Below are 23,143 nucleotides of genomic sequence, written 5' to 3'. Positions count from 1 at the left end.
GAACACACAAGGGAGTTGGACCCTCTTCGCCCCGGGACCTCACAGCAGATGGTCGAACTCGCCCTCCTTGGCCCCCGCGACGAACGCCGCCACCTCGGCCGGTGTGTAGACAAGCGCCGGTCCGTCGGGAAAACGGGAGTTGCGCACCGCGATGCCCCCGTCGACCAGAGGGGCCACTTCGACACAGTTGCCCTCGGCATTGCTGTGACGGCTCTTGATCCAGCGGGCGTCCAACGAGCTGGCCCGCACTCCGTTCTGCACTGGTGGCACCGCATTCTCCTTGCTGCTCACGTTCCATGCGCCGGGCACTGTGCCCGGCTGCCCGGGTGGGCCGGGCCGGATGTCACCGGCCCCTCCCGCCCCACCCGAATTTCGTGCAATTTCTCGTGCAATTGCACGCGGGCGCTTTCAGCGTGGATAATAGCTGTGGCGTCAACCCCCGGGGAGACGCCCCGTCTTGACGTCGCATCAGGGAGATGCCGTGTCGTCACCTGCGAACCACGTGCTCAGGGAGCCGGGTCGGGCTGCGCCGGGAGCAGGTGGAGCGGACATGACCGGTCCTCCGCCGCGGCCCCGGCCGGTGGACCTCGGTGAACATCCGGCCTTGAGGCTCACGCCTTTGGGTGAGGCCACGGACTCCGCCGCGCTGCGCATCAGATGCAGCGGGGAAGGGTTCGCCCTGGCCCGCACCTTCACCCGGGACACCTTGCGCTGCTGGTCCCTCGACCACCACAGCGACGACGCCGTCCTCGTGATCACCGAACTCGCCGCCAACGCCGTCGCCCACGCGGTGCCCCGGGCGCCCGCGGGCGAGACGGAGGTGTGGCTGGGGCTCCTGCTCGACCCCGCGCACGTGGTGCTGAGCGTCTCCGACCCGGGTGACAACGTGCCCGAGTTCACCGGCGCCGACGCCACCGACCTGCGGGAGCACGGCCGAGGGCTGTGCATCGTCGACGCCCTGGCCGAGGAATGGGGCTGGACCCTCAAGCCCCCGGCCGGCAAGACCGTCTGGGCCAGGCTGTCGACCTGCCCTCCCCCCTGAGACCACCGTCCGACATGACCGCCGCGGAAAGGCCCCACGCCATGCGCACCGCTCCGACGCACCGACCGAGCACCGAGCGCACCGACGACCACCTGCCGCCGACCGGAGTGGCCAGGACCACGCCCCTCATGGCGCTGGAACGGGTGCCGTGGCGGGACATCAAGGACTCCACCGGCTGCGCGGCCGCCATCCCCCTGCTCCTGAGCAGCGTCGCCTGGGGCGACCCCGAAACCGCCCGGGCCGCCCTCGCCGACCTGCGGATGCGCATCTGCCAGTACGGCTTCGTGGTGGAGCAGGCGACCGCCGCCACGGTCCCCTTCCTGTGGGAACTCGCCCAGCTTCCCCAGGTGACCTGCCGCGCGGAGATCATCCACTTGCTCAGGAGCATCGCGGACGCCCGGCAGTGGGAGTCCACGGCCGCCGTCTACCCCAAACTGCTCAACCACCGCGAGAATCCCGTGGTGTGGGAGCGCGAGGCGCGGCAGGCCGTCCGCGACCGGCGCGGCGCCCTGCGGCGGCTCATGGCCGAGGAGGACACCGAGGTCGCCCGGGCGACCACGGAACTGGCCCGCGCGCTCGGCGAGTGACGACCGGTCCGCGAACCCGCGACCGTCCCCTGACCGCAAGCGCCTTCCCCTGCCCGGTGTAGTCCTGGCCGGCCAGGGAAGAAAGCGCTTGCCCCAAGGTCGGAAACCGGGAAGGACCACCGCCGATGGCGTCGTCGCTCGAGAGACCCCTCGACCATCGCTACCGAGGCGAACACCCGATACGCACCCTCGCCTACCTGTTCCACGCCGACCGACACCGCCTGGCGGCGGCGGTCGGCATCTTCACGGTCAAGCACAGCCCCGTGTGGCTGCTGCCGCTGATCACCGCGTCCATCATCGACACCGTCGTCGAGCACCGGCCGATCTCCGAACTCTGGACGAGCACCGGGATCATCCTGTTCATCCTGCTGGTCAACTACCCGCTGCACATCCTCTACGTCCGCCTCCTGTACGGCAGCGTGCGCCGCATGGGCACCGGGCTGCGGTCCGCGCTGTGCACGCGCATGCAGCAGCTCTCCATCGGCTACCACTCCCGCGTCAGCGCCGGCGTGCTGCAGGCGAAGGTGGTGCGCGACGTCGAGACCGTCGAGCAGATGGTGCAGCAGACCGCGGAGACCGGGCTCGGCGCCACCACCGTGCTCGTCGGCGGCCTGGTCATCATCGCCGTCCGCACACCGGAGTTCGTCCCCGTCTTCCTCGTCGTCGTACCCGCCGCCGCTCTCGTCGTCGCCCGCCTCAGGTCCCGGCTGCGCACCCACAACGAGCACTTCCGCCACGAGGTAGAAACCCTCTCCTCACAGGTCACGGAGATGACCCGGCTCATCCCGGTCACCCGCGCCCACGGCCTGGAGGGCAAGGCGCTGCGCCGCATGGACGGCACCCTGCACCGGGTCCTGACCTCCGGAATGCGCCTCGACCTCGTCAACGGCCGCTTCGGCTCGCTGGCCTGGGTCGTCCTCAACGTGGTCGGCGTGCTCGTCCTCGCGGGCGCCGCGCTGGTGTCGTACTACCGCGTCTGGGGCGTCACCGCCGGCGACGTCGTCATGCTCAGCGCCTTCCTGACCACCCTCACCAACTCCACGACAACGTTGGCAGGCCTCGCCCCGGTCATCACCAAGGGGCTTGAGTCCGTCCGCTCGGTCGGCGAGGTCCTCCAGGCACCCGAACTGGAGGACAACGCGGGCAAGGCCGAACTCACCGCGCTGCGCGGCGCCGTCACCTTCGAGGGCGTCGGCCACGCGTACGACAGCGGCCGGCCCGCCGTACGGGACTTCACCCTGTCGGTCACGGCCGGCGAGACCATCGCCCTGGTCGGCGCGTCCGGCGCGGGCAAGTCCACCGTCCTCAACCTCGTCATCGGCTTCATCCGGCCCACCTCGGGACGCCTGCTGCTCGACGGCACCGACATGGACACCCTCGACCTGCGCACGTATCGCCGCTTCGTGTCGGTGGTGCCGCAGGAGTCGATCCTCTTCGACGGCACGATCCGCGAGAACGTCGCCTACGGCATGGACGACGCCGACGAGAAGACGGTGCGGGCCGCTCTGCGCGACGCCAACGCGCTGGAGTTCGTCGACCGGCTGCCGCAGGGACTCGACACCCTGGTCGGCGAGCGCGGGGCCCGCCTGTCCGGCGGGCAGCGGCAGCGCCTGGCCATCGCCCGCGCCCTGATCCGCGACCCCAGGGTCCTGATCCTCGACGAGGCCACCTCGGCGCTGGACACCACGTCGGAGGCGCTGGTCCAGGAGGCGCTGGCGCGGCTGCTGAACGGCCGCACCACGTTCGTGGTCGCGCACCGCCTGTCCACCGTGCGCGGCGCGGACCGCATCGTGGTGATGGGCGACGGCCGCATCCAGGAGATCGGCACGCACCAGGAACTCCTGCGCAGGGGAGGGGCGTACACGGCCCTGCACAGCGGCCAGGTCGCCTGACGGCGCACGGGCCGCGGACTGCCGCGCACACGGGTCGTGCGCCGGAACGTAACAAAATCCCGCCAAATGCGCCCCCAATGGCCCCGAAGACGAATGGTCTTGCGCTGTTCGGGCATACGCAGCGAAAAATCGAGAGAGGGGCGCTACGTGCTCGTTCCGGACCCGAAGGTCGTCAGGAAGCTGCTGACTCGCTACGCATCGCTGCGTATCGCTCAGGCGGAGAGGGAAAGGGAGGCCACGGCACGTGAACTGGAGGACGTCAGCTACACGCTGTGCGTGATGATGGGCACCACCGACATCCATGACGCGGTCGGCAGGGCGGACGCCCTGCTCGCCGAGGCCGGGCGCACGCCGGCCACCACCGACGCGGACGGGGAGAACGGTCTGCGGCTCGCGGTGTGACGCCGTACCGTCCCGGCGGCCGAAGGGCTAGGAGCGTGCCGCCGGGACGGTGTCCGTCTTCCCGTGGAAGGCGGCGCGGTAGGCCTGCGGGGTGGTGCCGACCACCCGGCGGAACCGTTCGCGGAACGCGGTGGGCGAACCGAACCCCGCCTGCCGCGCGATCCGTTCCACCGGGTGGTCGCTGTTCTCCAGCAGGTACTGGGCACGCCGGACCCGCGCCCGCAGCAGCCACTGCAAGGGCGTGGTGCCCGTCTGTTCGCGGAACCGACGGCTGAAGGTGCGCTCGCTCATACCCGTGCGGGCCGCCAGCGCCGCCAGGGTGATGTCGTCGGCGAGGTGGTCCTCGATCCATTCCAGGAGCGGTTCGAGGGTCGAGCCCCGCGGCACCGGCGGGAACTCGTGCACGATGAACTGGGCCTGCCCGCCCTCCCGTTCCAGCGGCATGACCGACATCCGGGCGGAGTGCGCGGCGACGGCCGAGCCCAGATCCCGGCGGATCATGTGCAGGCACATGTCCATGGCAGCGGCAGCCCCGGCCGACGTCAGGATCTGCCCGTTGTCGACGTACAGCACGTCCGGCCGCACGTCGACGCGCGGGAAACGGCGGGCCAGCGCATCGGCGGCCACCCAGTGCGTGGTGGCGCCGAGCCCGTCCAGCAGTCCGGCCTCCGCCAGCACGAAGGCCCCCACGCACACGGACGCGATCCGTGTCCCGGCCTCGGCGGCCCGCCGCAGTGCCGCCAGTACGGCGGCGGAGGGCGGCCCGGCCTCCTCGGAGCAGCCCGGCACGATGATCGTGTCGGCGTCCGCCAGCGCCTGAAGCCCCCACTCGACCCGCAGGCCGAAACCACCGTCGGAACGCACCTCGGGTGACTCCGCGCACAGGCGCACCCGGTACGGACGGCGCCCGTCGGGCAGCCGCGTCCAGTCGAACACCGTCATGGGCGCCGCCATGTCGAACGGCACCACATGGTCGAGAGCCAGGATCGCCACCGTGTGCATAACCGCAACGATAGGCGGATTCCCGCCAGGGCCGTAAACCCCTGCTGAGCGCGGAAGCCACCCGGTGGGGCCCTGAACAGGGCGTTGGCGGGAATCCGTTGGAACCTGTCGTTTCCGCCCCTGTGTGATCACTCGCAGGTTTCCTAGGTTGGGCGGGCACCGTCGACCGCAGCACCGAAGGACACCCCACCCGATGACCAAGTTCCTGCTGACCCTGCACGTCCTGGCCGCCATCGTCGCCGTCGGCCCCGTCACCGTCGCGGCCAGCATGTTCCCGCCCGCCGCCAGACGCGTCCGGGTGGACGCGGACGAACCCGACACGGCGGGGATCGGCACCGTACGGCTGCTGCACCGCATCTGCCGCGTCTACTCCGGCATCGGCCTGGCGGTCCCCCTCCTCGGATTCGCCACCGCGGCCGCGATGGGCGTCCTGGGCGACGGCTGGCTCACCACGTCCATGGCCCTGACCGCCGCGGCGGCCGGCGTCCTGGTCGCCTTCGTGCTGCCCCGCCAGGAGGAACTCCTCGGCGAGCTCACCGAGCACAGGGCCGTCGAGCGCAGCGGCACGGTCCAACTCGCCATGTTCACCGGCATCTTCAACCTGCTGTGGGCGACCGTCACCGTCCTCATGATCGTCCGGCCCGGCTCCACGACCGGCGCTTGAGCCGCTAACGGCAACCGGCGTTGACGTCAAGCCCTCCACCGGAATGTGCGTGTTGGTGTGCGGGGGCGCCTACACTCGACAGTCGTGCCCAAGTGCATGGGCCATGACACGAAAGGCGCGTTGACGGGTGTTCCAGGATTCCCCCATCTACGACCGGCTCGTCGCGGAGCGCGGCGACGTTCCCGCCCAGGTACGCAGGGAGGCCGAGCGGGTGAGCAGGGAGCTGGAGTACGTCATGCGCCCGCTGCAGTCCTCTCTCGGCCCTTCCCTCGGCTCCTCCCTCCCCACCGACCGTCAGGCCGCCCCGGGCGCGGGCTGGCAGCGAGCGGCCCTGCCCGGCCCGCGGTCCTACTGACCCGGACTCAGCGCACCGCCGAGTCGGCGCCGTTGACGCGAGCTCGCGGCTGCGGGCGGGGTCGGGCGAGCCACTCGGCGACGCTGAGGGCTATCGGCTGGCCCGTGTCCACCTCGACGAAGCCGAACTGCCCCGACTGGTTGCACTCCAGGAACCACCACATCCCGTCCGCGTCCTCCGCGAAGTCGAAGGCGCCGTAGGCCAGTTCGGCGTCACTGACGTATGCCTGGACCGCCGCGGCGACGCGCGGCGGGACCTCGACGGGACACCAGGGCGCGGTGCTCGGCGCGAAACGGACGTCCACCGCGTCGGGGTCCGCGTCCTCGGCGACGGCCTTGCGCGCGGCCAGCATCCGCTCGCCCACGACGGTCAGGCGGATGTCGGCCCGCTTGGCGACCCGCCGTTGCAGCAGCGTCGGACCGAACGCGACGGCCGAGAAGTCGGTGTCCGGGGCGACCCGGCTGGTCGGCACCGCCCGGGGCGGGTTCTGCGGATGCGCACCGGAGACCGGCTTGACCACCAGGTCCGGGTAGCGATCCGCGAACTCGCGGGCGGCCTGCGGAAACGTGGTGATGAGCGTGGCGGGCACGGGCAGCCCGCAGCGCTGCGCGAGCCGCAGCTGCCAGGGCTTGTGGCGGGCCCGGCGCGCGGCGTCGGGATGGTTCATCCAGCGCGCGCCGCAGCCACGAAGCATGCCGTAGAGGGCCTGCGAGGCCTCCTCGGTCAGCCAGGCGGAGGGCGCGGCCGCCCGCGCGGCCGGGACGCCCGGCCTGCGCACCCAGATGGAGCGCAGCCCGTCGATGCTCACGAGGCGCCCCCCGGACGACAGATGGCCCCGGAACGCCCCGTGCACGAACTCGCCGGACAGCGCCACCCCGCCGGTCAGGTCGGCAGGGTCGAGCCGGACCACCGGAACCCCCGTCGCGTTGAGGTGCACGACCACCATGTCGGCGGTCACGTCCTCTTCACAGGTCAGAATCAACACGGTCATTTCGGCCGCGCCGTGTTCAGTCGTCGAAGTGCGTCTTGGAGCCCGCGGTGGAGGTCGTGGTCCCCAGTTCCCTCATCAGGCCGTGGTCGCGGGCGGCTATCCGCCCGTCGAAGAGCACGTTCAACTGCAGTCCGTAGTCATAGACGTACGGAGTCGTGGATTCCAACTCCGCTGCCGGACGTGCGTAGTTGAGCGCGAACGGTTGCATCGTCTCTCCCTCGCCGGTGCTGCTCGATCAAACGACGGTCGCCCCGCGGCCTCGCTCGGTCCGCCGACTTCCTCGGGCTTCCAGAGACTTATACGAATCGAACGGGTGATTGGTTTCCTTACGGTGCGTAGTCATGGCCCGGGCGGACTTCCTGCTCGCGTCCGCCGGGGGAGGCGCGCAGGGTGCGCAGTGCAAGAAGCAGTACGCCGATGTCGTCCAGGTACACCGGATCGGGCAACAGGTCGGTCGGCAGCACGAAGTACAGCAGCGCGCCCCAGAACACCCAGCGCGGCCCGGTCGGCAGTCCCGCCCGCCGCAGACTGCGCCGGGCCCGCACCAGCCGCACCAGCAGCGTCACCGCGACGGCCAGTAGCAGAGCCGCCAGTACCGCGGCGACGACGATCACCGTTGTGGTCGAGTCCACGGCCCGCCCCCTCCTCCAGCGGGCGGCAGCGCGCGCCCGTCCCTTGTCGGATTCCCGGTTACGGCCCCGGTATGGCCTGCCGAACGCGGCGCTCATACCTGTGGGTCACCCGGGTGGCACGCGGCGCCGGGGGCGCCTAGTAATGGTCACCGTAACGTCGCCCGTCGCACATCGGTGGCGCAGGAGCGACCGCACTCTTCCCCTGGAGCCGAGGATGACGATCCGTCCATCAGAAGCCCAATCGAACGCAGCCGACATACCCCTGACCGAGCCGACCGTGCCCGCGAGCGATCCCGTCGTCGTGTCCTCGTACGGCGATCCGGTCGGTGAACTCGTGCGTGCCGCCGTGGCCGACCGGTCCCTGGAGGACATCGTCCACCTGGTCACGCTGCTCGAACGGTCGCCGGAGTACGCCCAGGCCACCGTCGCCGCCCTGCGCGCGGTCGGCGTCGACCGTTCCGTGGACGACGTCGCCCGGCTGATCGCCCTGCTGACCCGGCCGCCGCGCGACGCCGACAGCGCGGACGAGGCGATCCGCGCCGCGGCCGAGTGCCGTCCCCTGGAGGACGTGACCCGGCTGGTGGCCCTCCTGCACCGGACCCCGCTGGAACCGCACTGCGGCCAGGAAGCCGTCCGGGCGGCCGCCACCGGCCGGCCCGTCGAGGAACTCGTGGAGCTCATCGGCCGGCTCGCCGAGGAGCAACCGGCCCACCCCCGGGCGCCGGCGGAGCAGTCCGGGCCGGACTGGGGCCCTGCCGACGAGGCCGTATCCGTCGATGACACTCCCGCGCCAGACCACTTGGCCGGACCGCGGTCCGCCCGCGCCCCGGGCCAGACCCTGCGGCCGGCGTCCTGGCCGGCCCGGCTCGCCGCGCTCGTCCTGGTCGTCTGCGGACTGCTCGGTTTTCCGCCGCACCGGGACGGCGAGTCCCTGCGCGTCTACGGCTTCGCCCTCGGCGTGTCGGTGCTCTGCCTGGCCCTGGGGCTGCTGCTGACGATGCGGCCCGCCGTGCCGGTTCTCGTCGCGGCGGTGCTGGTGCCGGCGGGGGTGGCCGCGCCCCAGTTGTTCGAGAACCGGTTCCACTCGGCGGGACTCTCCCGTGCCATGGACCTCTCCCTCGCCCCGGACTGGCTCGTCGGTACGGCCGCCGTGTGCGCGTCCCTGGCCGCCCTCACCGCCCTGCTCGCCCGCCTGGCGGTGCCGCAGTCCCACCGGAGCGTCCCGGCGGAACGGCAGATGGCCGGCGCGAGCCGCGTCGCCGACTGACCCGAACCCACCGCGCACCCTTCGCGGACGTGGAACGCCTGCCCCGGAGCCCGACGGCGGCCGTCTCCTGTTCGTCAGCCGACCTCGCGTCCGGGTGTGTCCGGCGGGTCCTGGTCGTCGTCTTCGGCGCGGGTGGGGCGGAGTGTCCTGGTGGAGCCCTTGAGGCGTTCGAACGTCCGGGTCAGCTGCTGGAACGGCGATCCGGCGGGCGCACCGGCCGGCCCGTCGGCTGCCGGGCCCGGCACGGCCTCGCGGTAGGCGGCCAGCGCCTCGTTGGCCCGCTCGGCGGCCTCCCGGTACAGGTCCCGGGACCTGGTCATGGCCTCCAGCGCGTCGGCGTACATGGCCACCAGAGCGCGCTCCCGGGCGAGTTCCTCCTCCGGGGTCAGCAACTGCCACTGCTCCCGCAGCGCGGTGAGCGCCTCGTCGGCGCCGTCCGGCAGGGGCTTGGGCAGCACGGCGTAACGGGTCACGGTCTCGATCAGCTCGGTCGGCTCCGAGCCGTCGAGGAAGACGCTGCGGACGGCGAAGTCGCCGCCGTCGTAGCCGGGCGGCACCGGATGCCCGGGCAGGACCACGGCCCCGCCGCGCGGCACCTCCACCCCGAGGCTCCGCAGGGCCCAGTTCACGACCCGCAGCTGGTCCGGGGCGGCCCGGTGCTCGACCACCCGGTGCCGCAGGCCCGGCGGCAGCCACCGGGTCAGCGGGCGGCGGCCGCGGTCGTCGGTGGTCATGGCCTCGTGGACGACCACGTGGACGGCCCAGCCGCGCACGGCCTCCTTGAACAGGCGCCGTATGGCCTTGTCCTCCGAGGGCAGTGGAGTGAGGTCCCGGAAGGGCAGGCCGGTGACGGCCTCGTGGTCCCAGGCCGCGTCCGGCGTGTCGGGCCAGAACAGGGTGGCGGGAGAGGGCCACGACTGGTCCCACGGCTGTTCCGCCTCCGCCACCAGCGTCCACTCGGAGCCGTCGTCCCCTGCGGGTACGAGTGTCAGCCGGGCGCGCACGGTCACCTCGCCCGGCACTCGCCATCGGGCCTCGAGGATCCGTTCAGGGGAGTCCTCGGCCGCGGGCAGTTCCTGGAAGTCGTCGAGGGTGTCCTCGTCCTTCAGGCGCCGCAGATGGTGCCGGAGGACGTCGTCAGCGTCCGGTCCGACATGGCGGCCGCGGGCCGCCCAGACGGTGGAGGGGGTGGTGGGACGGTCGGTGGGGGAGCTTGGCATGGATCCATCTGTGAGTGGGGGCGGGTGCGGGTTTCAGTATCGTCGCGGCGGGTGGGTGGAGATCAACCGGGGGTCCGGCCCGTGGACACACGCGGCGTACGGCGGTGCTGTTCCCGCCTGCGGTCACGTGGATCGTCGGCGATCGTGGGCAGGAGCACAGCGGCCGACCGTATCGCGCGAGAAGGAGTGACCTCATGCACCTCGACCTGACCGGGCGCACCGCACTGGTGACGGGCTCCTCCCAGGGCATCGGCGCGGCGATCGCCGCAGGTCTCGCCCGCGCCGGTGCGCGCGTAGGTGTCAACGGACGCCGTGCGGACCGCCTGGACAAGAGCGTCGACGAGCTGCGGTCGCAGGTCCCGGACGGGGAGTTCGTGCCGGTCGCGGCGGACCTGGGCACCGAGGAGGGCGCGGCCGGCGCCGTCGACGCGCTGCCCGACGTCGACATCCTGGTCAACAACCTCGGCATCTTCGGACCCAGGCCCGCACTGGAGATCAGCGACGACGAATGGCGCCGCTACTTCGAGATCAACGTCCTCGCGGGCGTCCGGCTGACCCGGGCGTACCTGCCCCGGATGAGGGACCGGGGCTGGGGCCGGATCCTCTACATCGCGAGTGACTCGGCCGTCGTCGTCCCGGCCGAGATGATCCACTACGGCATGTCGAAGACCGCGCTGCTCGCGGTCAGCCGCGGTTTCGCCAAGGAGGCGGCCGGCAGCGGCGTCACCGTCAACTCCGTGATCGCCGGGCCCACCCATACGGAGGGCGTCGAGGACTTCGTGTACGAACTCGTCGACCGCGACCTGCCCTGGGACGACGCCCAGCGTGTGTTCATGCGCGACCACCGTCCCCAGTCCCTGCTCCAGCGCCTCATCGAGCCCGAGGAGATCGCCAACATGGTGGTCTACCTGAGCTCCGAGCAGGCCTCCGCCACGACCGGCGGCGCCGTGCGGGTGGACGGCGGCTACGTCGACTCGATCCTCCCGTAGCGCGCGCACTCGGGGCGCGAACCTTGCGCACCCATCAGCAGCCGTTCACTCCTGCCCCGACCGCTGCGCCCCCACCACAATGACTCCCCGAACAGGGCCCGCCCACCATCCGCATTGGGGCGGGCCCTGTTCACCACGGCACACCGCTACTCGCGCGTGAACGTCCCCAGGCCGTTCTCGTCGAATGCCTCGATCGTCACCCGGGTCGCCTTCCCGTCCTTGACGTCGCGGAAGGTGACGCCGGAGGGGCCGGTGGCGTTCTCGCCGGTGGTCTCGAAGCTGAACGTGTCGCCGTCGTAGTGGGTCAGGCGGAACGTCTTCGGTTCCGGGCCCAGTCGCATGGTCAGGGTGCCGTCCGTCGCGGTGACGGTCAGAGGGCCGTAGTAGTCGCTGGCGTAGGTGCCGGTGTAGGCGCTGTCGGCGCGGGCCGCGGACGCATCCTCGGGCGGCTCGGCGTAGTCGGTGGGGGAGCGCTCCTCCTGTTCCTGCTGCTCGTAGACCTTGGCGACCAGGTCGAGCCAGTCCGCCGTCGGCCTGCCGTGCTGGGCGGTGTCGAAGAAGTCCAGGGCGATGGCGTCGGCGAGACCGACCGGCTGGCCGTTGGTGAGGACGACGATCCCGAGCTGTTCGCCCGGCAGCATGGTCACGTTGGTGTTCGCACCGAGGGCGAAGGCGCCGGAGTGGCTCAGCCGCAGGCGGCCGAGATCGTCGTAACTCACGTTCCAGCCCAGGCCGTAGAAGCTGGTGCGGCCGGCGGGCGCGGGCGGCGGCTGGGAGACGATCGCGGGGACGTGGGTGCGTTCCAGTGGTTCGGCCGGGATGATCCGCTCGCCGCCGAGTTCGCCGTTCGCCAGTTGCAGCCGGAGCCAGGCGGCCATGTCGCGGGCCGTGGAGCTCGCGCCGCCCGCCGGTGACTGGGCGTCGGCGTCGCGGACGTACCTGGCCTCCCAGGTGCCGTCGGCGCCCCGGACGTGGGTGAGAGCCTTGTCACCGGCCCTGGCGTAGTCGGCGAAACGCGAACTCGTGGCGTTCATGCCGGCCAGGTCGTAGAGCGTGTCCTCGGAGAGCTTCTCCCACGTGGTGTCCTTGGCGTTCGCGACCGCCTCGCCGGCCGCGGTCACCCCGTAGTTCGTGTACGCGTAGCTCGCGCGGAAGGGCGTCAGCGGCTCATGGCGCAGGTGGCCGAGGATGTACGACCGGTCGTAGCCGAGGTCTTCGAGGAGGTCACCGGCGTGGTCCGGCAGTCCGCTGCGGTGCGCGAACAGGTCGGCCACGGTGACGTGTTCGGTCACCCACCGGTCCTTGAGCGCGAAGCCCGGGAGGTGGCCGGCGACGGGGTCGTCCCAGTCGATCACCTTGTCGCCGACAGCCCCGGCCACCACGGTCGACGCCAACGGCTTGGACAGTGAGGCCAGTTGGAACACCGTGTCGGGGCCGACCGCCGCGGACCGCCCGGCCTCCCGCGTCCCGAATCCCGTCAGATGGACGACCCGGTCCTTGTACACGACCGCCACCGCGACGCCCGGCACGCCCGTCTCGTCCATCCCCTCCCGCACGATGCCGTCCAGTTTACCGACGGCCTCGTCCACGTCCTCCTGGGTGAGCTGCGGGGGCGGCTGCGGCGGGGGAGCGGCGGTGGCGGGGGCGGCGAGGAGGAGCGGAGCCAGGGCCGCCGCGACGGCTGCCGTCCTGACGTGGTGTGTCGTCCTGCACCGAACACCCATGTTCCTATTCAAGTCCTCGCCCGGGAGGTTGTCCTGTGGAGCGGGTCGCAGGAGATCGACGGCGACCATCAAGCGCAGGTGAACGCGGTCCGGTGCGTGCGCTGCCGAGACCGGCCGCCGTCGTGGACCGGGTGTTCCGCCTGGACGAGAACGCCGCGGCGCATCGCTACCACGGAAAGCGGGGCGACGGCAGAACGGCCCCGACGGTCCGGAGGAAGTCCGGCACCGTCGAGGCCGTCGCCGGCGTACTACGCGCCGCTCGCCTTGAGCATGTCCTCACGCTCGACCAGCTTCACGCGCTCGCGGCCCTGCGGCTCGCCCAGCGCCTTCTCCGCGGCGTCCAGCTTGTACCAGCCCTCCCAGGTGGTGAAGCGGACGCCCCGCTCGGCGAGGTACGCGTCCACCGCCTCGGGCTCGGGCGAACCCGGCGTCTGCAGACGGCCGTTGCCGTAGTCGTCCAGCAGGTTGGACACCGTCTCGTTGGCGTCGCCCTTGGTGTGGCCGATCAGACCGACGGGGCCGCGCCGGATCCAGCCGGTGACGTACGTGGACTGCAGGTGCTCGCCGCTCTCCTGGAGGACCCGGCCGCCCGCGTCCGGAACCGTGCCCGAGTCGAGGTCCCAGGGCAGCTTGGGCAGCTTGTCGGAGAGGTAGCCGACCGCGCGGTAGACCGCGGTGACGTCCCAGTCCTTGAACTCGCCGGTGCCCTTGACGTTGCCGGTGCCGTCCAGCGCGGTGCGCTCGGTGCGCAGACCGACGACCTTGCCGTCCTCGCCGAGGATCTCCGAGGGCGACTCGAAGAAGTGCAGGAACAGCTTGTGCGGGCGGTCGCCGACGTCGCGGATCGCCCAGTTCTCCAGGGTCTTGGCGACCATGTCGGCCTGCTTGTTGCCGCGCCGGGTCTCGATCGAGCCCTCGTCGTAGTCGATGTCCTCGGGGTCGACTATGACCTCGATGGTGGGGGAGTGGTCCAGCTCCCGCAGCTCCATCGGGCTGAACTTCGCCTGTGCCGGGCCACGGCGGCCGAACACGTGGACCTCAAGCGCCTTGTTGGCCTTCAGACCGTCGTGGACGTTCGGCGGGATCTCCGTCGGCAGCAGTTCGTCCGCGGTCTTGGCGAGGATGCGCGCCACGTCGAGCGCGACGTTCCCGACGCCGAGCACGGCGACCTTCTCGGCGTCCAGCGGCCAGGTGCGCGGCACGTCCGGGTGGCCGTCGTACCAGGAGACGAAGTCCGCGGCGCCGTACGAGCCGTCGAGCTCGATGCCGGGGAGGGGCAGCTCGCGGTCGGCCGTCGCGCCGGTGGAGAAGATCACGGCGTCGTAGAAGGCCCGCAGGTCGTCCAGGCTGATGTCGGTCGGGTAGTCGACGTTGCCGAACAGACGGATCTGCGGCTTGTCGAGCACCTGGTGGAGGGCGGTGATGATGCCCTTGATGCGGGGGTGGTCGGGGGCCACGCCGTAACGGATCAGGCCGAACGGGGCCGGCATCCGCTCGAAGAGGTCGATGGACACACCAGGTTCGGCGGCCACCTCGGACTTGAGCAGGGCGTCGGCGGCGTAGATTCCGGCGGGGCCGGCTCCGACGATTGCTACCCGCAGGGGGCGGGGCATGATCAGGTTCCCTTCGAGCGGCGATAGATCGACTCGACGGGAAGCCTAAACTAAGGCAAGCCTTAGTCGGTACGCGGGTCCGGTCTATGAGCCCATAAGGTCACTTTATGAGTGGGCCGCCCGACCAGGGTGCTTCGGACGCTTCGGTCATCGAGTGGTCCTGGGCCGAACCGGAGGCGTTCGCCGAACTGTGCAACCGCTACGCCGACGACATCCACCGGTACGCGGCCCGTCGGCTCGGCACCTAGGCGGCCGACGCCCTGATGGCCGAGACCCGGGCCGGTGGGCGCGGTGCGTTCCCGGCCACTGTTCACGGCAGCGACTGCTCGGCCCAGATCACCTTGCCGTCGGGCGTGTAGCGCGTGCCCCAGCGTTCGGAGAGCTGCGCGACGAGGAACAGGCCGCGCCCGCCCTCGTCGGTCATGGCCGCGTAGCGCAGATGCGGCGAGGTGCTGCTGCTGTCGAAGACCTCGCAGATCAGGGTGCGGTCGTGCAGCACCCGGACGTGGATGGGGTCACCGCCGTAGCGGATCGCGTTGGTGACGAGCTCGCTGAGGATCAGCTCGGTCGTGAACGTCAGCTCGTCCAGGCCCCACCGGGCGAGCTGCCTGCTGACCGAGGCTCGTACCTCCCCGACGGCCGCCGGGTCGCCCGGCACCTGCCACTCGGCGATCCGGTCGGGCGTCAGCGACCGGGTGCGCGCCACGATGAGGGCGATGTCGTCGCCGGCGCGGGCCGTGAGCCGGGAGTCGTCGAGGACGACCCGGCAGGTCTCCTCGGGTGAGCGGCCGGCCCGTTCCAGTGCGCCGCGCAGCAGTTCCAGACCCTCGTCGATGTCCCGCTCCCGGTCCTCGACGAGCCCGTCCGTGTAGAGCACGAGACGGCTGCCCTCGGCCAGTTCGAGCTCGGCCGTCTCGAAGGGCAGGCCCCCGAGGCCGAGCGGGGGGCCGGCCGGCACCTCGGGGAACTCGACGCTGCCGTCCGGGTGGATCAGTGCGGGCGGCGGGTGTCCCGCCCGGGCGATGGTGCACAGCCGGGACACCGGGTCGTAGATCGCGTACAGGCAGGTCGCCCCGGTGACCGGGGCGTTGGCGCCCTCCGCCGCCTCGTCCTGGTCGATGCGCCCGACCAACTCGTCGAGCAGCGCGAGGAGTTCGTTCGGCGGGAGGTCCAGGGCGGAGAAGTTGTGCACCGCCGTACGCAGGCGTCCCATGGTGGCCGCGGCGTGCAGTCCGTGCCCGACGACGTCACCCACCACGAGCGCGACGCGGGCACCGGACAGCGGCAGTACGTCGAACCAGTCGCCGCCGACCCCCTCCTGCGCGGGCAGATAGCGGTAGGCGATCTCCAGGGCGTCCTGCGCGGGCAGGTTGCGGGGCAGCAGACTGCGCTGCAGTGTCACCGCCATGTTGTGCTCGCGCGTGTAGCGGCGCGCGTTGTCGATGGACACCGCGGCCCGGGCGACCAGTTCCTCGGCGAGGGCCACCTCGTCCACGTCGAACGGCTCGGGCTTCTCGGACCGCCAGAAACTGACCACCCCCAGCACCAGGCTGCCCGCCCGCAGCGGCACGGCGATCAGTGAATGGATGCCGTAGGTCACCACCTGCGCGGAGCGCTCCAGGTCCTGCGCCTGCCAGCCCGCGGCCTCGCTCAGCCGCGGCTCGACCACGGCCTGTTCCGCGGCGAGGCAGCGTGCCTGCGGCGAGGTGTCGACGAGCCGGATCCGCTCGCCGACGGGGTACAGCGGGGCGTCCTTGCGGATCCCGTTCACGGCCGTGCGGCGCAGCGCGGTCGCCGCCTGCGGCTGTCCGCCGCTCAGTACGGCGTCGAACAGGTCCACCGTGACGAAGTCCGCGAACCGGGGCACGGCCAGCTCCGCCAACTCCTCGGCGGTACGGGTCACGTCCAGGCTCGTGCCGATGGCCACCCCGGCGTCGTACAGCATGTTCAGGCGCTCCCGCGCCGTCTCCGCCCGCCCGGACAGGGCGCGCAGTTCCGTGGAGTCGCGCAGGGTGGCGACGCTGCCGGGCGGGCCGCCCTTGCTGTCCGTGGTCCGCTGGTTGATCGCCAGCAGCCGGTCCTTGACCAGGTGCACCTCGTCCGTGGCGACCCGTCCGGAGGCCAGCAGGCCGGACGTGTCGGGGGCGAGGCCGAGGTCGAAGACATGCCGTCCCTCGGCGTCGTCGGGCAGGTCGAGCAGCCGGTGCGCCTCGTCGTTGGCGAGCAGCAGGGTGCCCTCGCCGCCGACGATGAGTACGCCTTCCCGCACGGCGTGCAGCACCGCGTCGTGGTGTTCGTACATCCGGGTCATCTCGTGCGGGCCCAGGCCGTGTGTCTGCCGCAGCAGCCGTCGGCTCACCAGCGCGGTGCCGGCCGTGGCGAGGGCGAGGCCCGCCGCCGCGGCGACCAGCACCAGCGGGAGCTGCCGGTCTGCGGTGCCGCCGACGCTCTCGGTGGTGATGCCCGCCGACACCAGACCCACGACCTTGCCGTCGTCCGCCTTGACGGGTACGACGGCCTGCACCAGCGGGCCGATCGTGCCCGTGATCTCCTCGGTGACGGTCCGTCCGGCCAGCGCCGGGGCGATCGTGCCGACGAACTTCTTGCCGATGCGGTCCGTCTTGGGATGGCTGTAGCGGATGCCGTCGGTGTTCATGACGACGATGAAGTCCACGTCCGTGGCCTTGCGGGCCGCCTCGGCTCGCGGCTGGAGCACCGCCGACGGATCGGGGGCGCGCAGTGCCTCGACGGTCCCCGGCGCGTTGGCGAACGTCTCGGCGACGGCGACCGAACGGTTGCGGGCCTCCTGCGTGCTGTCGTGGCGCACCTGGAGCACCAGGGCCACCACCGCGGCCACGACCAGCAGCAGCACGATCACCACTTGCAGGACGAACACCTGTCCGGCGACGCTGCGTCCGCCCAGTGCCGACCGCAGGCCCGACCGGCCCGTGCCGCGCCGGTTTCCGGTGAGCGGATGGCCCGGCTGCTTCCCGGGCCGCCGCGGATGCCCGTCGGGCGCTCCAAGGGCGCGGTCGGGCGCATGGGAGGGGCGCGGACCGCTGGGACGACGGGTCGACCGGGCCCCGGATCGACCCAAGAGCCGGACCATGTGCCCATGTCTACACTGCCGCGCCTCAGGAGGCGAGGGCGTCACCGGGCGTGACAGCCATGGCTTCGGACGCCTGCCGTCGCCGGGATGCGCGGTGACCTCCCACTTCGGGCCTCATCGCGCGGTGCGGCGGGTGGCGAGCAGGAGGGCGATGTCGTCCGGGCGGTCGACGGCGTGGCGGGCCGTCGTGGTGAGGCGGTCGGCCACGCCCGCCAGCGCGCGTCCGCCCGGGCGGACGGCGGGGGCACCGGCCCTGGCGAGGGCCACGCGCAGCGCGCCGATGCCGTCGTCGATGTCGTCGCCGGGCTTCTCGACGAGCCCGTCGGTGTAGAGCGCGAGGATGGCTCCGGGCTCCATGCGCAGCTCCGTCACCGGGTAGCGGGCCCGCCCGTCCACGCCGAGCACCACCCCGCCGGCCAGATCGAGGGCGTGGGTACGGCCGTCCGCCTGGCGCAGCAGCGGCGGCAGGTGCCCGGCGCGGGCCGCCAGGGCCACCCCGGTGGCGGGGTCCAGCCGGATGTAGCAGCAGCTCGCGAACAGCCCGGGATCGAGGTCCATGAGGAGGTGGTTGGTGCCGCTCATGACCTCATCGGGGGGCCGGTCGCTGAGCGCGAACGCCCTTACGGCGGTGCGCAGTTGGCCCATGGTCGCCGCCGCCTGCACGCCGTGCCCCTGGACGTCCCCGATGACCAGGGCGATGCCGTCGCCGGACTCCACGACGTCGTACCAGTCGCCGCCCACGTCCATGCCCTGCGTGCCGGGCAGGTAACGCCCCGCGGTCTCCACCTGTGGGTGCGACGACAGCCGTCGGGGGAGCAGTGCCTGCTGCAGCCCGCGGGCGAGGGCGGCCTCGTTCTCGTAGCGCTGCGCCTTCTCCATGGCGTGGGCGATGAGTCCGGCGAGCGCGGTGAGCACCGTGCGTTCCTCGCCGCTGAAGCTGCGCGCCCGGTCGAAGCCCAGGATGCAGGAGCCGACCGAGCGGCCGGAGGCGATCAGCGGCAGGAAGGCGCGGGCGCCCTCGGAGGCGTCCAGCTGGATTCCGGGGTAGGCGGCGGCCAACTGCTGCATGGAGTCGAAGAAGAGCGGCCGGCCGGTGGTGAGCGTCTCGACGCCCGGCAGCCGCTCGTCGAGTCCCACCCCTTCGAACGGGGCGAGGAACCCCGGGGGGAAGCCGCTTTCCCAGGCCAGCCAAAGATGCCGGTCCTGGAGCAGATAGATGGCCAGCCGGCGGCCGCCGAACGCGGGCAGCAGCTCCCGCATCACGACGGCGGACACCTGGCGGGCGGTGACCGCCTCCGTCAGCGCGATCGCGAGGACGATGGGGCGGTACACCGGCGCCGGCGTGGCGAGGCCGTCCGCGGGCGTCTCGGCGGGGGCGGTGTCCGCCACCCGGCTCGCCGGACGGACCGTGCAGGTCAGCCGGTCCGGGCCGGGATGCACGGCGAGCGCGAGCCAGTCGCCCTCGGACGGCAGCGACACGGGCTCGGCAGCGTTCGCGGCGGGTCGCTCGACGTGGAAGTGCACCGGGTCCGGCGACAGCAGGGCCCCGCGCAGATGGTCCTCGACGTCGGGCCGGCCGAGCCACGGCACGGCGTCCCACAGGGCCCGGCCCAGCAGCTCGGTCGGCGGCCGGCGCAGCAACTGCGCGGCGCGCGGATTGGCGTAGACGATCAGGCCCTCCCGGTCGAGGCAGAACACCCCGTCCGGCAGCAGGTCGGCCGCCGCGTCCGCGGTGGCGTGGAGACCCGGATCGAGGACGATGCCGCGCACCGGGCCCGGGCCGGGCGGCGTGGTCGGCGGGGCGGCCGGGGCCGCCGGGTCGTTGGGGTGCCACCCGGTGGCCTCGTAGGGACTCCACAGGTCCATCAGCCGCAGTTCGCCGTCGGTGGTCCGCAGGTACAGCGGCAGGGTCGGAGGCCTGCCGACGGCCGTGTCCCGCAGGGCGAGCAGGATCCGGTTCGCCTCGGACGGGGCCACGGCGTCCGCGAACGCCTCCACGGCTCCGGTGAACTCCGTCGGCGGCACGCCCAGCAGGGTGTGCAGACCCTCGTCCCCGGTCACCAGACCGGTCTCGGGCGTCCACACGAATCGCCCGATGCGCGCGAGCGGCGGACGCGGGGCCGGTGGCCGGACGCACAGCGGCTCGTCGTCCCAGGCGACCGGGGCCGCCTCGTCGTCAAGGTTCCGCAGGGCCGCACCCAGGTCCTGGCCCAGCCGGGCCAGCCGGTCACGCTCGGGCAGCACCTCGGCGGCGTCCTGGACGGAGGGGCGCAGCACGGTGAGGACGCCGTACATGTCGGAACCGGCCACCACCGGCACGTACAGGGAGCCGAACTGGAAGGGCAGGCCGGCCGCGAACTGGGGGTAGCGGCGCATCGTCTCCGTGGCGTTCGGCAGCACCACCTGGACGCCCAGCCGATGGGCGTCCGCGACGGGGAAGGGACGGTCCGCGTGCAGCCGCCACCAGGGGCGGAACAAGGGGCCGGGCAGTCCGGCGAGCACGGCCAGGCGCAGCAGTCCGGGGGTGGAGGAGCGCAGGTAGACGCCTCCCGCGTGGCCGCCGGCCGTGCTGACCGCCTCCATCGAGGCGTCGATCAGCAGCGCCGCCAGCCGTGCGGGCTTCGGCTGTGCGTCCTGGGAGCTCCCAGTCATCGGCCCTACCTCGTCCGTGCGCCGTCACGCGGGCGACACAGCAAGAATGCGCCACGACGGGCCCGGACCGCACCTGGGAGGCGACAGCAATCCAGTGGGGAACCCGTGCTCCCTCCGTGATCGGCGGCGTCAGCGGCTGCCGGTCCAGTTGTGGGCCACGTCCACCACGACCCGGTCCGAGATCTGCAGCACCCGGAACGGCAGCCGGGCGCGGACTCCCAGTCCGACCTGCGTCTCGCCCTCGAAGCTGCCGGCGAACCGGGTGTCCTTGAAGGTGCGGTGGTCGGACAGGTCCACGCCGGGCAGCGGGCGTGCCACCCGCCCTGGATAGGTGGGGGCTCCGGTCTCGGGGGCGTAGGCGGGTGCGGCGACCCGTACCTCGAGGACGGCTCCGCCCCCGACGGATATCGGACGGCCCGATCCGTCCTGACGGAGGCGGTCGACGTAGCGGACCCAGTAGCCGAGGCGGGTGCCGCCGCCGGGGACGTCGACGACCAGCCGGTCGTAGCAGGCGTGGCTGCCGGTCCTGATGTTCTTCACCGGCGCCGTCGTGCCGGAGGCGCGGGACTTGTCCAGGCTGCCCCAGCCGGTGGGGCACGCCGTGGCCGCGTCGGCCGGGATCGCGGTGAGGGTCCAGGCGGCGCTCATGAGGACCGCCGCGGCCCATGCTGTTCTGCTTCGTCTCATGATGTCCCCCGAGACGTTGATGTGTCTGTTATCGGGTGAGACATCCGACTTGGCCGAAAGGTTGCACTATTCGCCGTGAAATTAGACCCACCTCTCGAAACATTCGAGAATTCTGACGAATGTTCAGTGCCCCTTGCTCTCGCAGAGCTTTCTGAGCCAATTGCGCTGACTCGGTGTTCGACCCGTTGACGCCTTCAGGGGCCGCTCATATGGTCTGCGACGCCATTCCGAAATCTGCTCGAAACTTTCGGTATCAAGAAAGGGGACGAGATGGTCACCCGCACGTCCATCCGCCTCGGCATGGCGAGCCTGCTCGCCATGGCCGGGGTCACCGCCCTGTCGGCACCGGCCGACGCCGCGAGCACCCTCGGTGCCGCGGCGGCCGAGAAGGGCCGCTACTTCGGCACCGCCGTCGCCGCGAACCACCTGGGCGAATCCGCGTACGTCTCCACCCTCGACACCGAGTTCAACTCGGTGACCCCCGAGAACGAGATGAAGTGGGACGCCGTCGAGAGCACCCGGAACTCCTTCAACTTCGCCGCCGCGGACCAGATCGTGAGCCACGCCCAGAGCAAGGGTATGAAGGTCCGCGGACACACCCTGGTCTGGCACTCGCAACTGCCGAGCTGGGTCGGCACGCTCGCCGCCGCCGACCTCAGAACGGCGATGAACAACCACATCAACCAGGTCATGGGCCACTACAAGGGCAAGATCCACTCCTGGGACGTCGTCAACGAGGCCTTCCAGGACGGCAGCAGCGGAGCCCGGCGCAGCTCGCCGTTCCAGGACAAGCTCGGCAACGGCTTCATCGAGGAGGCGTTCCGCACCGCACGCGCGGCGGACCCGGCGGCCAAGCTCTGCTACAACGACTACAACACCGACGGCGTCAACGCGAAGAGCAATGCCGTCTACAACCTGGTCAAGGACTTCAAGGCCCGCGGCGTGCCCATCGACTGCGTCGGCTTCCAGTCCCACTTCAACAGCGCCTCCCCGGTCCCGGCCGACTACCAGGCCAACCTCCAGCGCTTCGCCGACCTCGGCGTCGACGTCCAGATCACCGAGCTGGACATCGAGGGCTCCGGCACCGCCCAGGCCACCAGCTACGGCAACGCGGTGAAGGCTTGTCTCGCCGTCTCCCGCTGCACCGGCATCACGGTCTGGGGCGTCACCGACAAGTACTCCTGGCGCGCCAGCGGCACACCCTTGCTGTTCGACGGCAACTACAACAAGAAGGCCGCCTACACCGCCGTACTCACCGCGCTGGGCGGCAGCAGCTCCGGCGGTGGCGGTACGGCCGCCTGTTCCGTGACGTACAGCAAGCAGGAGGAGTGGGGCGACCGCTTCAACGGCAGGGTCACCGTCACCGCGGGCAGCTCCGCGATCACCACCTGGACGACGACGGTGACCGTCACCGCCCCGCAGAAGATCTCCACCACCTGGAACGGCACACCCACCTGGGACGGCAGCGGCAACGTCATGACGATGAAGCCGAACGGCAACGGCAGCCTGGCCGCCGGAGCGTCGACGAGCTTCGGCTTCACGGTCATGAAGAACGGCAGCACCGCGGCCCCTGTGCTGGGCTCCTGCACGGCGTCCTGACCGCCCTGGCCCCGCTCCCGACAGAGCCCGGGCCTCCCGGCCGATGTGGCCGAAGCCACGTCACTGATGTGGCCGAAGCCACGTCACCGAGGAGGCCCGGGCCATGTCGTCCGGCAGGACCCGCGGGCTACCGTTCGCGCAGTCCCCCTGTCTCACCACACACATCGGGCGGCCCGGCAGTGCAAGCAGATCTCTCCCCGGTCATCGCGGCGACCGCCCAGTGGCTGACCTGCGCCTACCCGTCGGGCGGCGGCGCGCTGTCCTCCGCCCTGTGCGAAGTGCAGGCACGGCAGGCCGTGACGGTCGCGGCCTGGCTCCGGTATCCCACGCCGATGGACGCCGCGCTCGTCGGCATGGCCGGGCCCGGCGGCTCGGCCCGGCTCGACTGGATCACCGGCGCCGACGGGACCGGCGCCCGGGACACGGACGAGCACGCCTGGCGCACCTGGGTCGACGAGGTCGTGGCGAGCTGGGCGGCCTGTCTGCTCACCGACCCGGAACTGGCCGACCTGGCGGTGGCCGCACTCGCCGAAGGCAGCCACACGGCAGGTGTGTCCGCCGAGTTCCGCCGCCTGCTCGCACCCGACGAGGCGGACCGCCGCGCGGCGGCCCTCCTGCGCCACCCCGACCTGCTGGCTCCCGTGGCCGAACTCCACCACTCCCAGCTCGTGGCCCACCTGAAGCCGGGCCAGGCCCTGATCGCCTGAGGCGGCCGA

At 71.8% G+C, this 23,143-nt stretch carries 21 protein-coding genes and 1 pseudogene; 11 read left to right on the top strand and 11 right to left on the bottom strand.

Annotation, left to right across the window (positions count from 1 at the left end; all coding sequences use genetic code 11):
* Positions 1-39: 39 nt before the first annotated feature.
* Positions 40-270, bottom strand: a complete 231-nt coding sequence (locus OG252_RS06380; protein ID WP_266451394.1) for a DUF397 domain-containing protein — start codon at positions 268-270, stop codon at positions 40-42.
* A gap of 187 nt (positions 271-457) precedes the next feature.
* Between OG252_RS06380 and OG252_RS06375 the strand changes: the two genes are divergently transcribed.
* From OG252_RS06375 to OG252_RS06360, 4 genes are all read left to right on the top strand, one after another.
* A complete protein-coding gene (locus OG252_RS06375; protein ID WP_329334373.1) occupies positions 458-1,042 on the top strand; it encodes an ATP-binding protein in 585 nt (194 codons plus the stop codon).
* Positions 1,043-1,083: 41 nt separating this feature from the next.
* Entirely contained in the window at positions 1,084-1,629 is a 546-nt protein-coding gene (locus OG252_RS06370) for a hypothetical protein (RefSeq protein WP_266451396.1), read from the top strand.
* Between the two features lie 125 nt (positions 1,630-1,754).
* Complete coding sequence (locus OG252_RS06365; protein WP_266451397.1) at positions 1,755-3,521, top strand: ABC transporter ATP-binding protein; 1,767 nt, start codon at positions 1,755-1,757, stop codon at positions 3,519-3,521.
* Positions 3,522-3,668: 147 nt separating this feature from the next.
* Positions 3,669-3,923, top strand: a complete 255-nt coding sequence (locus OG252_RS06360) for a DUF5133 domain-containing protein (RefSeq protein ID WP_266451398.1) — start codon at positions 3,669-3,671, stop codon at positions 3,921-3,923.
* Between the two features lie 27 nt (positions 3,924-3,950).
* Here OG252_RS06360 and OG252_RS06355 read toward each other — a convergent pair whose 3' ends face one another.
* On the bottom strand, positions 3,951-4,925 hold the full coding sequence (locus tag OG252_RS06355; protein WP_266451399.1) for a GlxA family transcriptional regulator: 975 nt from the start codon (positions 4,923-4,925) through the stop codon (positions 3,951-3,953).
* 193 nt (positions 4,926-5,118) lie between these two features.
* Here OG252_RS06355 and OG252_RS06350 point away from each other — a divergent pair, with 193 nt between their 5' ends.
* Positions 5,119-5,589: a hypothetical protein gene (locus tag OG252_RS06350; protein ID WP_266451400.1), complete on the top strand. Its 471-nt coding sequence runs from the start codon at positions 5,119-5,121 to the stop codon at positions 5,587-5,589.
* Between the two features lie 127 nt (positions 5,590-5,716).
* Positions 5,717-5,944, top strand: coding sequence for a hypothetical protein (locus tag OG252_RS06345; RefSeq protein ID WP_266451401.1), 228 nt, complete (start codon positions 5,717-5,719; stop codon positions 5,942-5,944).
* Positions 5,945-5,951: 7 nt separating this feature from the next.
* Here OG252_RS06345 and tgmB read toward each other — a convergent pair whose 3' ends face one another.
* The 3 genes from tgmB to OG252_RS06330 form a co-directional block, all read right to left on the bottom strand.
* Positions 5,952-6,935 carry an ATP-grasp ribosomal peptide maturase gene (gene tgmB / locus OG252_RS06340; protein ID WP_329334368.1) on the bottom strand — a complete coding sequence of 328 codons (984 nt, stop codon included), beginning with the start codon at positions 6,933-6,935 and terminating at the stop codon, positions 5,952-5,954.
* A 16-nt stretch (positions 6,936-6,951) separates the two neighbouring features.
* The gene (gene tgmA / locus OG252_RS06335; RefSeq protein WP_266451403.1) at positions 6,952-7,143 is read right to left on the bottom strand and encodes a putative ATP-grasp-modified RiPP; all 192 of its coding nucleotides are present in this window, start codon (positions 7,141-7,143) and stop codon (positions 6,952-6,954) included.
* A 118-nt stretch (positions 7,144-7,261) separates the two neighbouring features.
* Positions 7,262-7,567 carry a YkvA family protein gene (locus OG252_RS06330; RefSeq protein WP_266451404.1) on the bottom strand — a complete coding sequence of 102 codons (306 nt, stop codon included), beginning with the start codon at positions 7,565-7,567 and terminating at the stop codon, positions 7,262-7,264.
* A gap of 277 nt (positions 7,568-7,844) precedes the next feature.
* Here OG252_RS06330 and OG252_RS06325 point away from each other — a divergent pair, with 277 nt between their 5' ends.
* A complete protein-coding gene (locus OG252_RS06325) occupies positions 7,845-8,834 on the top strand; it encodes a hypothetical protein (protein ID WP_329334364.1) in 990 nt (329 codons plus the stop codon).
* Between the two features lie 74 nt (positions 8,835-8,908).
* Here OG252_RS06325 and OG252_RS06320 read toward each other — a convergent pair whose 3' ends face one another.
* Complete coding sequence (locus OG252_RS06320; protein WP_329334362.1) at positions 8,909-10,054, bottom strand: hypothetical protein; 1,146 nt, start codon at positions 10,052-10,054, stop codon at positions 8,909-8,911.
* Positions 10,055-10,248: 194 nt separating this feature from the next.
* Here OG252_RS06320 and OG252_RS06315 point away from each other — a divergent pair, with 194 nt between their 5' ends.
* A complete protein-coding gene (locus OG252_RS06315) occupies positions 10,249-11,043 on the top strand; it encodes an SDR family NAD(P)-dependent oxidoreductase (protein WP_266451407.1) in 795 nt (264 codons plus the stop codon).
* 146 nt (positions 11,044-11,189) lie between these two features.
* On the opposite strand, the gene OG252_RS06310 is transcribed toward OG252_RS06315, so the two are convergent.
* Entirely contained in the window at positions 11,190-12,767 is a 1,578-nt protein-coding gene (locus OG252_RS06310; protein WP_329334359.1) for a serine hydrolase, read from the bottom strand.
* A gap of 248 nt (positions 12,768-13,015) precedes the next feature.
* A complete protein-coding gene (locus OG252_RS06305) occupies positions 13,016-14,380 on the bottom strand; it encodes an FAD-dependent oxidoreductase (protein WP_329334357.1) in 1,365 nt (454 codons plus the stop codon).
* Positions 14,381-14,487: 107 nt separating this feature from the next.
* On the opposite strand from OG252_RS06305, the pseudogene OG252_RS06300 reads away from it, so the two are divergent.
* Positions 14,488-14,625: pseudogene (locus tag OG252_RS06300) on the top strand (RNA polymerase subunit sigma-70); the annotation flags it as partial.
* 65 nt (positions 14,626-14,690) lie between these two features.
* On the opposite strand, the gene OG252_RS06295 reads toward OG252_RS06300, so the two are convergent.
* From OG252_RS06295 to OG252_RS06285, 3 genes are all read right to left on the bottom strand, one after another.
* Entirely contained in the window at positions 14,691-17,489 is a 2,799-nt protein-coding gene (locus OG252_RS06295; RefSeq protein WP_266451410.1) for a SpoIIE family protein phosphatase, read from the bottom strand.
* A 114-nt stretch (positions 17,490-17,603) separates the two neighbouring features.
* A complete protein-coding gene (locus OG252_RS06290) occupies positions 17,604-20,141 on the bottom strand; it encodes a SpoIIE family protein phosphatase (protein ID WP_329334354.1) in 2,538 nt (845 codons plus the stop codon).
* A 129-nt stretch (positions 20,142-20,270) separates the two neighbouring features.
* Positions 20,271-20,828 (bottom strand): AMIN-like domain-containing (lipo)protein, encoded by a 558-nt coding sequence (locus OG252_RS06285; RefSeq protein WP_406497508.1) that lies wholly within the window; start codon positions 20,826-20,828, stop codon positions 20,271-20,273.
* Between the two features lie 270 nt (positions 20,829-21,098).
* Between OG252_RS06285 and OG252_RS06280 the strand changes: the two genes are divergently transcribed.
* Together OG252_RS06280 and OG252_RS06275 are read left to right on the top strand one after the other, a co-directional pair.
* The gene (locus OG252_RS06280) at positions 21,099-22,427 is read left to right on the top strand and encodes an endo-1,4-beta-xylanase (RefSeq protein ID WP_266451412.1); all 1,329 of its coding nucleotides are present in this window, start codon (positions 21,099-21,101) and stop codon (positions 22,425-22,427) included.
* A gap of 179 nt (positions 22,428-22,606) precedes the next feature.
* Positions 22,607-23,134 carry a hypothetical protein gene (locus tag OG252_RS06275; RefSeq protein ID WP_266451413.1) on the top strand — a complete coding sequence of 176 codons (528 nt, stop codon included), beginning with the start codon at positions 22,607-22,609 and terminating at the stop codon, positions 23,132-23,134.
* Positions 23,135-23,143: the final 9 nt, after the last annotated feature.

Source organism: Streptomyces sp. NBC_01352, from assembly GCF_036237295.1.
In the GTDB taxonomy this organism is placed as follows: domain Bacteria; phylum Actinomycetota; class Actinomycetes; order Streptomycetales; family Streptomycetaceae; genus Streptomyces; species Streptomyces plumbiresistens.
The sequence above is the reverse complement of the archived record's forward strand: the minus strand, read 5'-3'. Positions and strand labels throughout refer to the sequence as shown.

What these genes read in the sequence shown, in the direction of transcription:
- OG252_RS06290 (WP_329334354.1), bottom strand. Translation starts at nt 20,141, where the DNA reads ATGACTGGGAGCTCCCAGGACGCACAGCCGAAGCCCGCACGGCTGGCG.
- tgmA (WP_266451403.1), bottom strand. Translation starts at nt 7,143, where the DNA reads ATGCAACCGTTCGCGCTCAACTACGCACGTCCGGCAGCGGAGTTGGAA.
- OG252_RS06370 (WP_266451396.1), top strand. Translation starts at nt 1,084, where the DNA reads ATGCGCACCGCTCCGACGCACCGACCGAGCACCGAGCGCACCGACGAC.
- OG252_RS06350 (WP_266451400.1), top strand. Translation starts at nt 5,119, where the DNA reads ATGACCAAGTTCCTGCTGACCCTGCACGTCCTGGCCGCCATCGTCGCC.
- OG252_RS06355 (WP_266451399.1), bottom strand. Translation starts at nt 4,925, where the DNA reads ATGCACACGGTGGCGATCCTGGCTCTCGACCATGTGGTGCCGTTCGAC.
- OG252_RS06305 (WP_329334357.1), bottom strand. Translation starts at nt 14,380, where the DNA reads ATGCCCCGCCCCCTGCGGGTAGCAATCGTCGGAGCCGGCCCCGCCGGA.
- OG252_RS06320 (WP_329334362.1), bottom strand. Translation starts at nt 10,054, where the DNA reads ATGCCAAGCTCCCCCACCGACCGTCCCACCACCCCCTCCACCGTCTGG.
- OG252_RS06295 (WP_266451410.1), bottom strand. Translation starts at nt 17,489, where the DNA reads ATGGTCCGGCTCTTGGGTCGATCCGGGGCCCGGTCGACCCGTCGTCCC.
- OG252_RS06280 (WP_266451412.1), top strand. Translation starts at nt 21,099, where the DNA reads ATGGTCACCCGCACGTCCATCCGCCTCGGCATGGCGAGCCTGCTCGCC.
- OG252_RS06365 (WP_266451397.1), top strand. Translation starts at nt 1,755, where the DNA reads ATGGCGTCGTCGCTCGAGAGACCCCTCGACCATCGCTACCGAGGCGAA.
- tgmB (WP_329334368.1), bottom strand. Translation starts at nt 6,935, where the DNA reads ATGACCGTGTTGATTCTGACCTGTGAAGAGGACGTGACCGCCGACATG.
- OG252_RS06310 (WP_329334359.1), bottom strand. Translation starts at nt 12,767, where the DNA reads ATGGGTGTTCGGTGCAGGACGACACACCACGTCAGGACGGCAGCCGTC.
- OG252_RS06315 (WP_266451407.1), top strand. Translation starts at nt 10,249, where the DNA reads ATGCACCTCGACCTGACCGGGCGCACCGCACTGGTGACGGGCTCCTCC.
- OG252_RS06285 (WP_406497508.1), bottom strand. Translation starts at nt 20,828, where the DNA reads ATGAGACGAAGCAGAACAGCATGGGCCGCGGCGGTCCTCATGAGCGCC.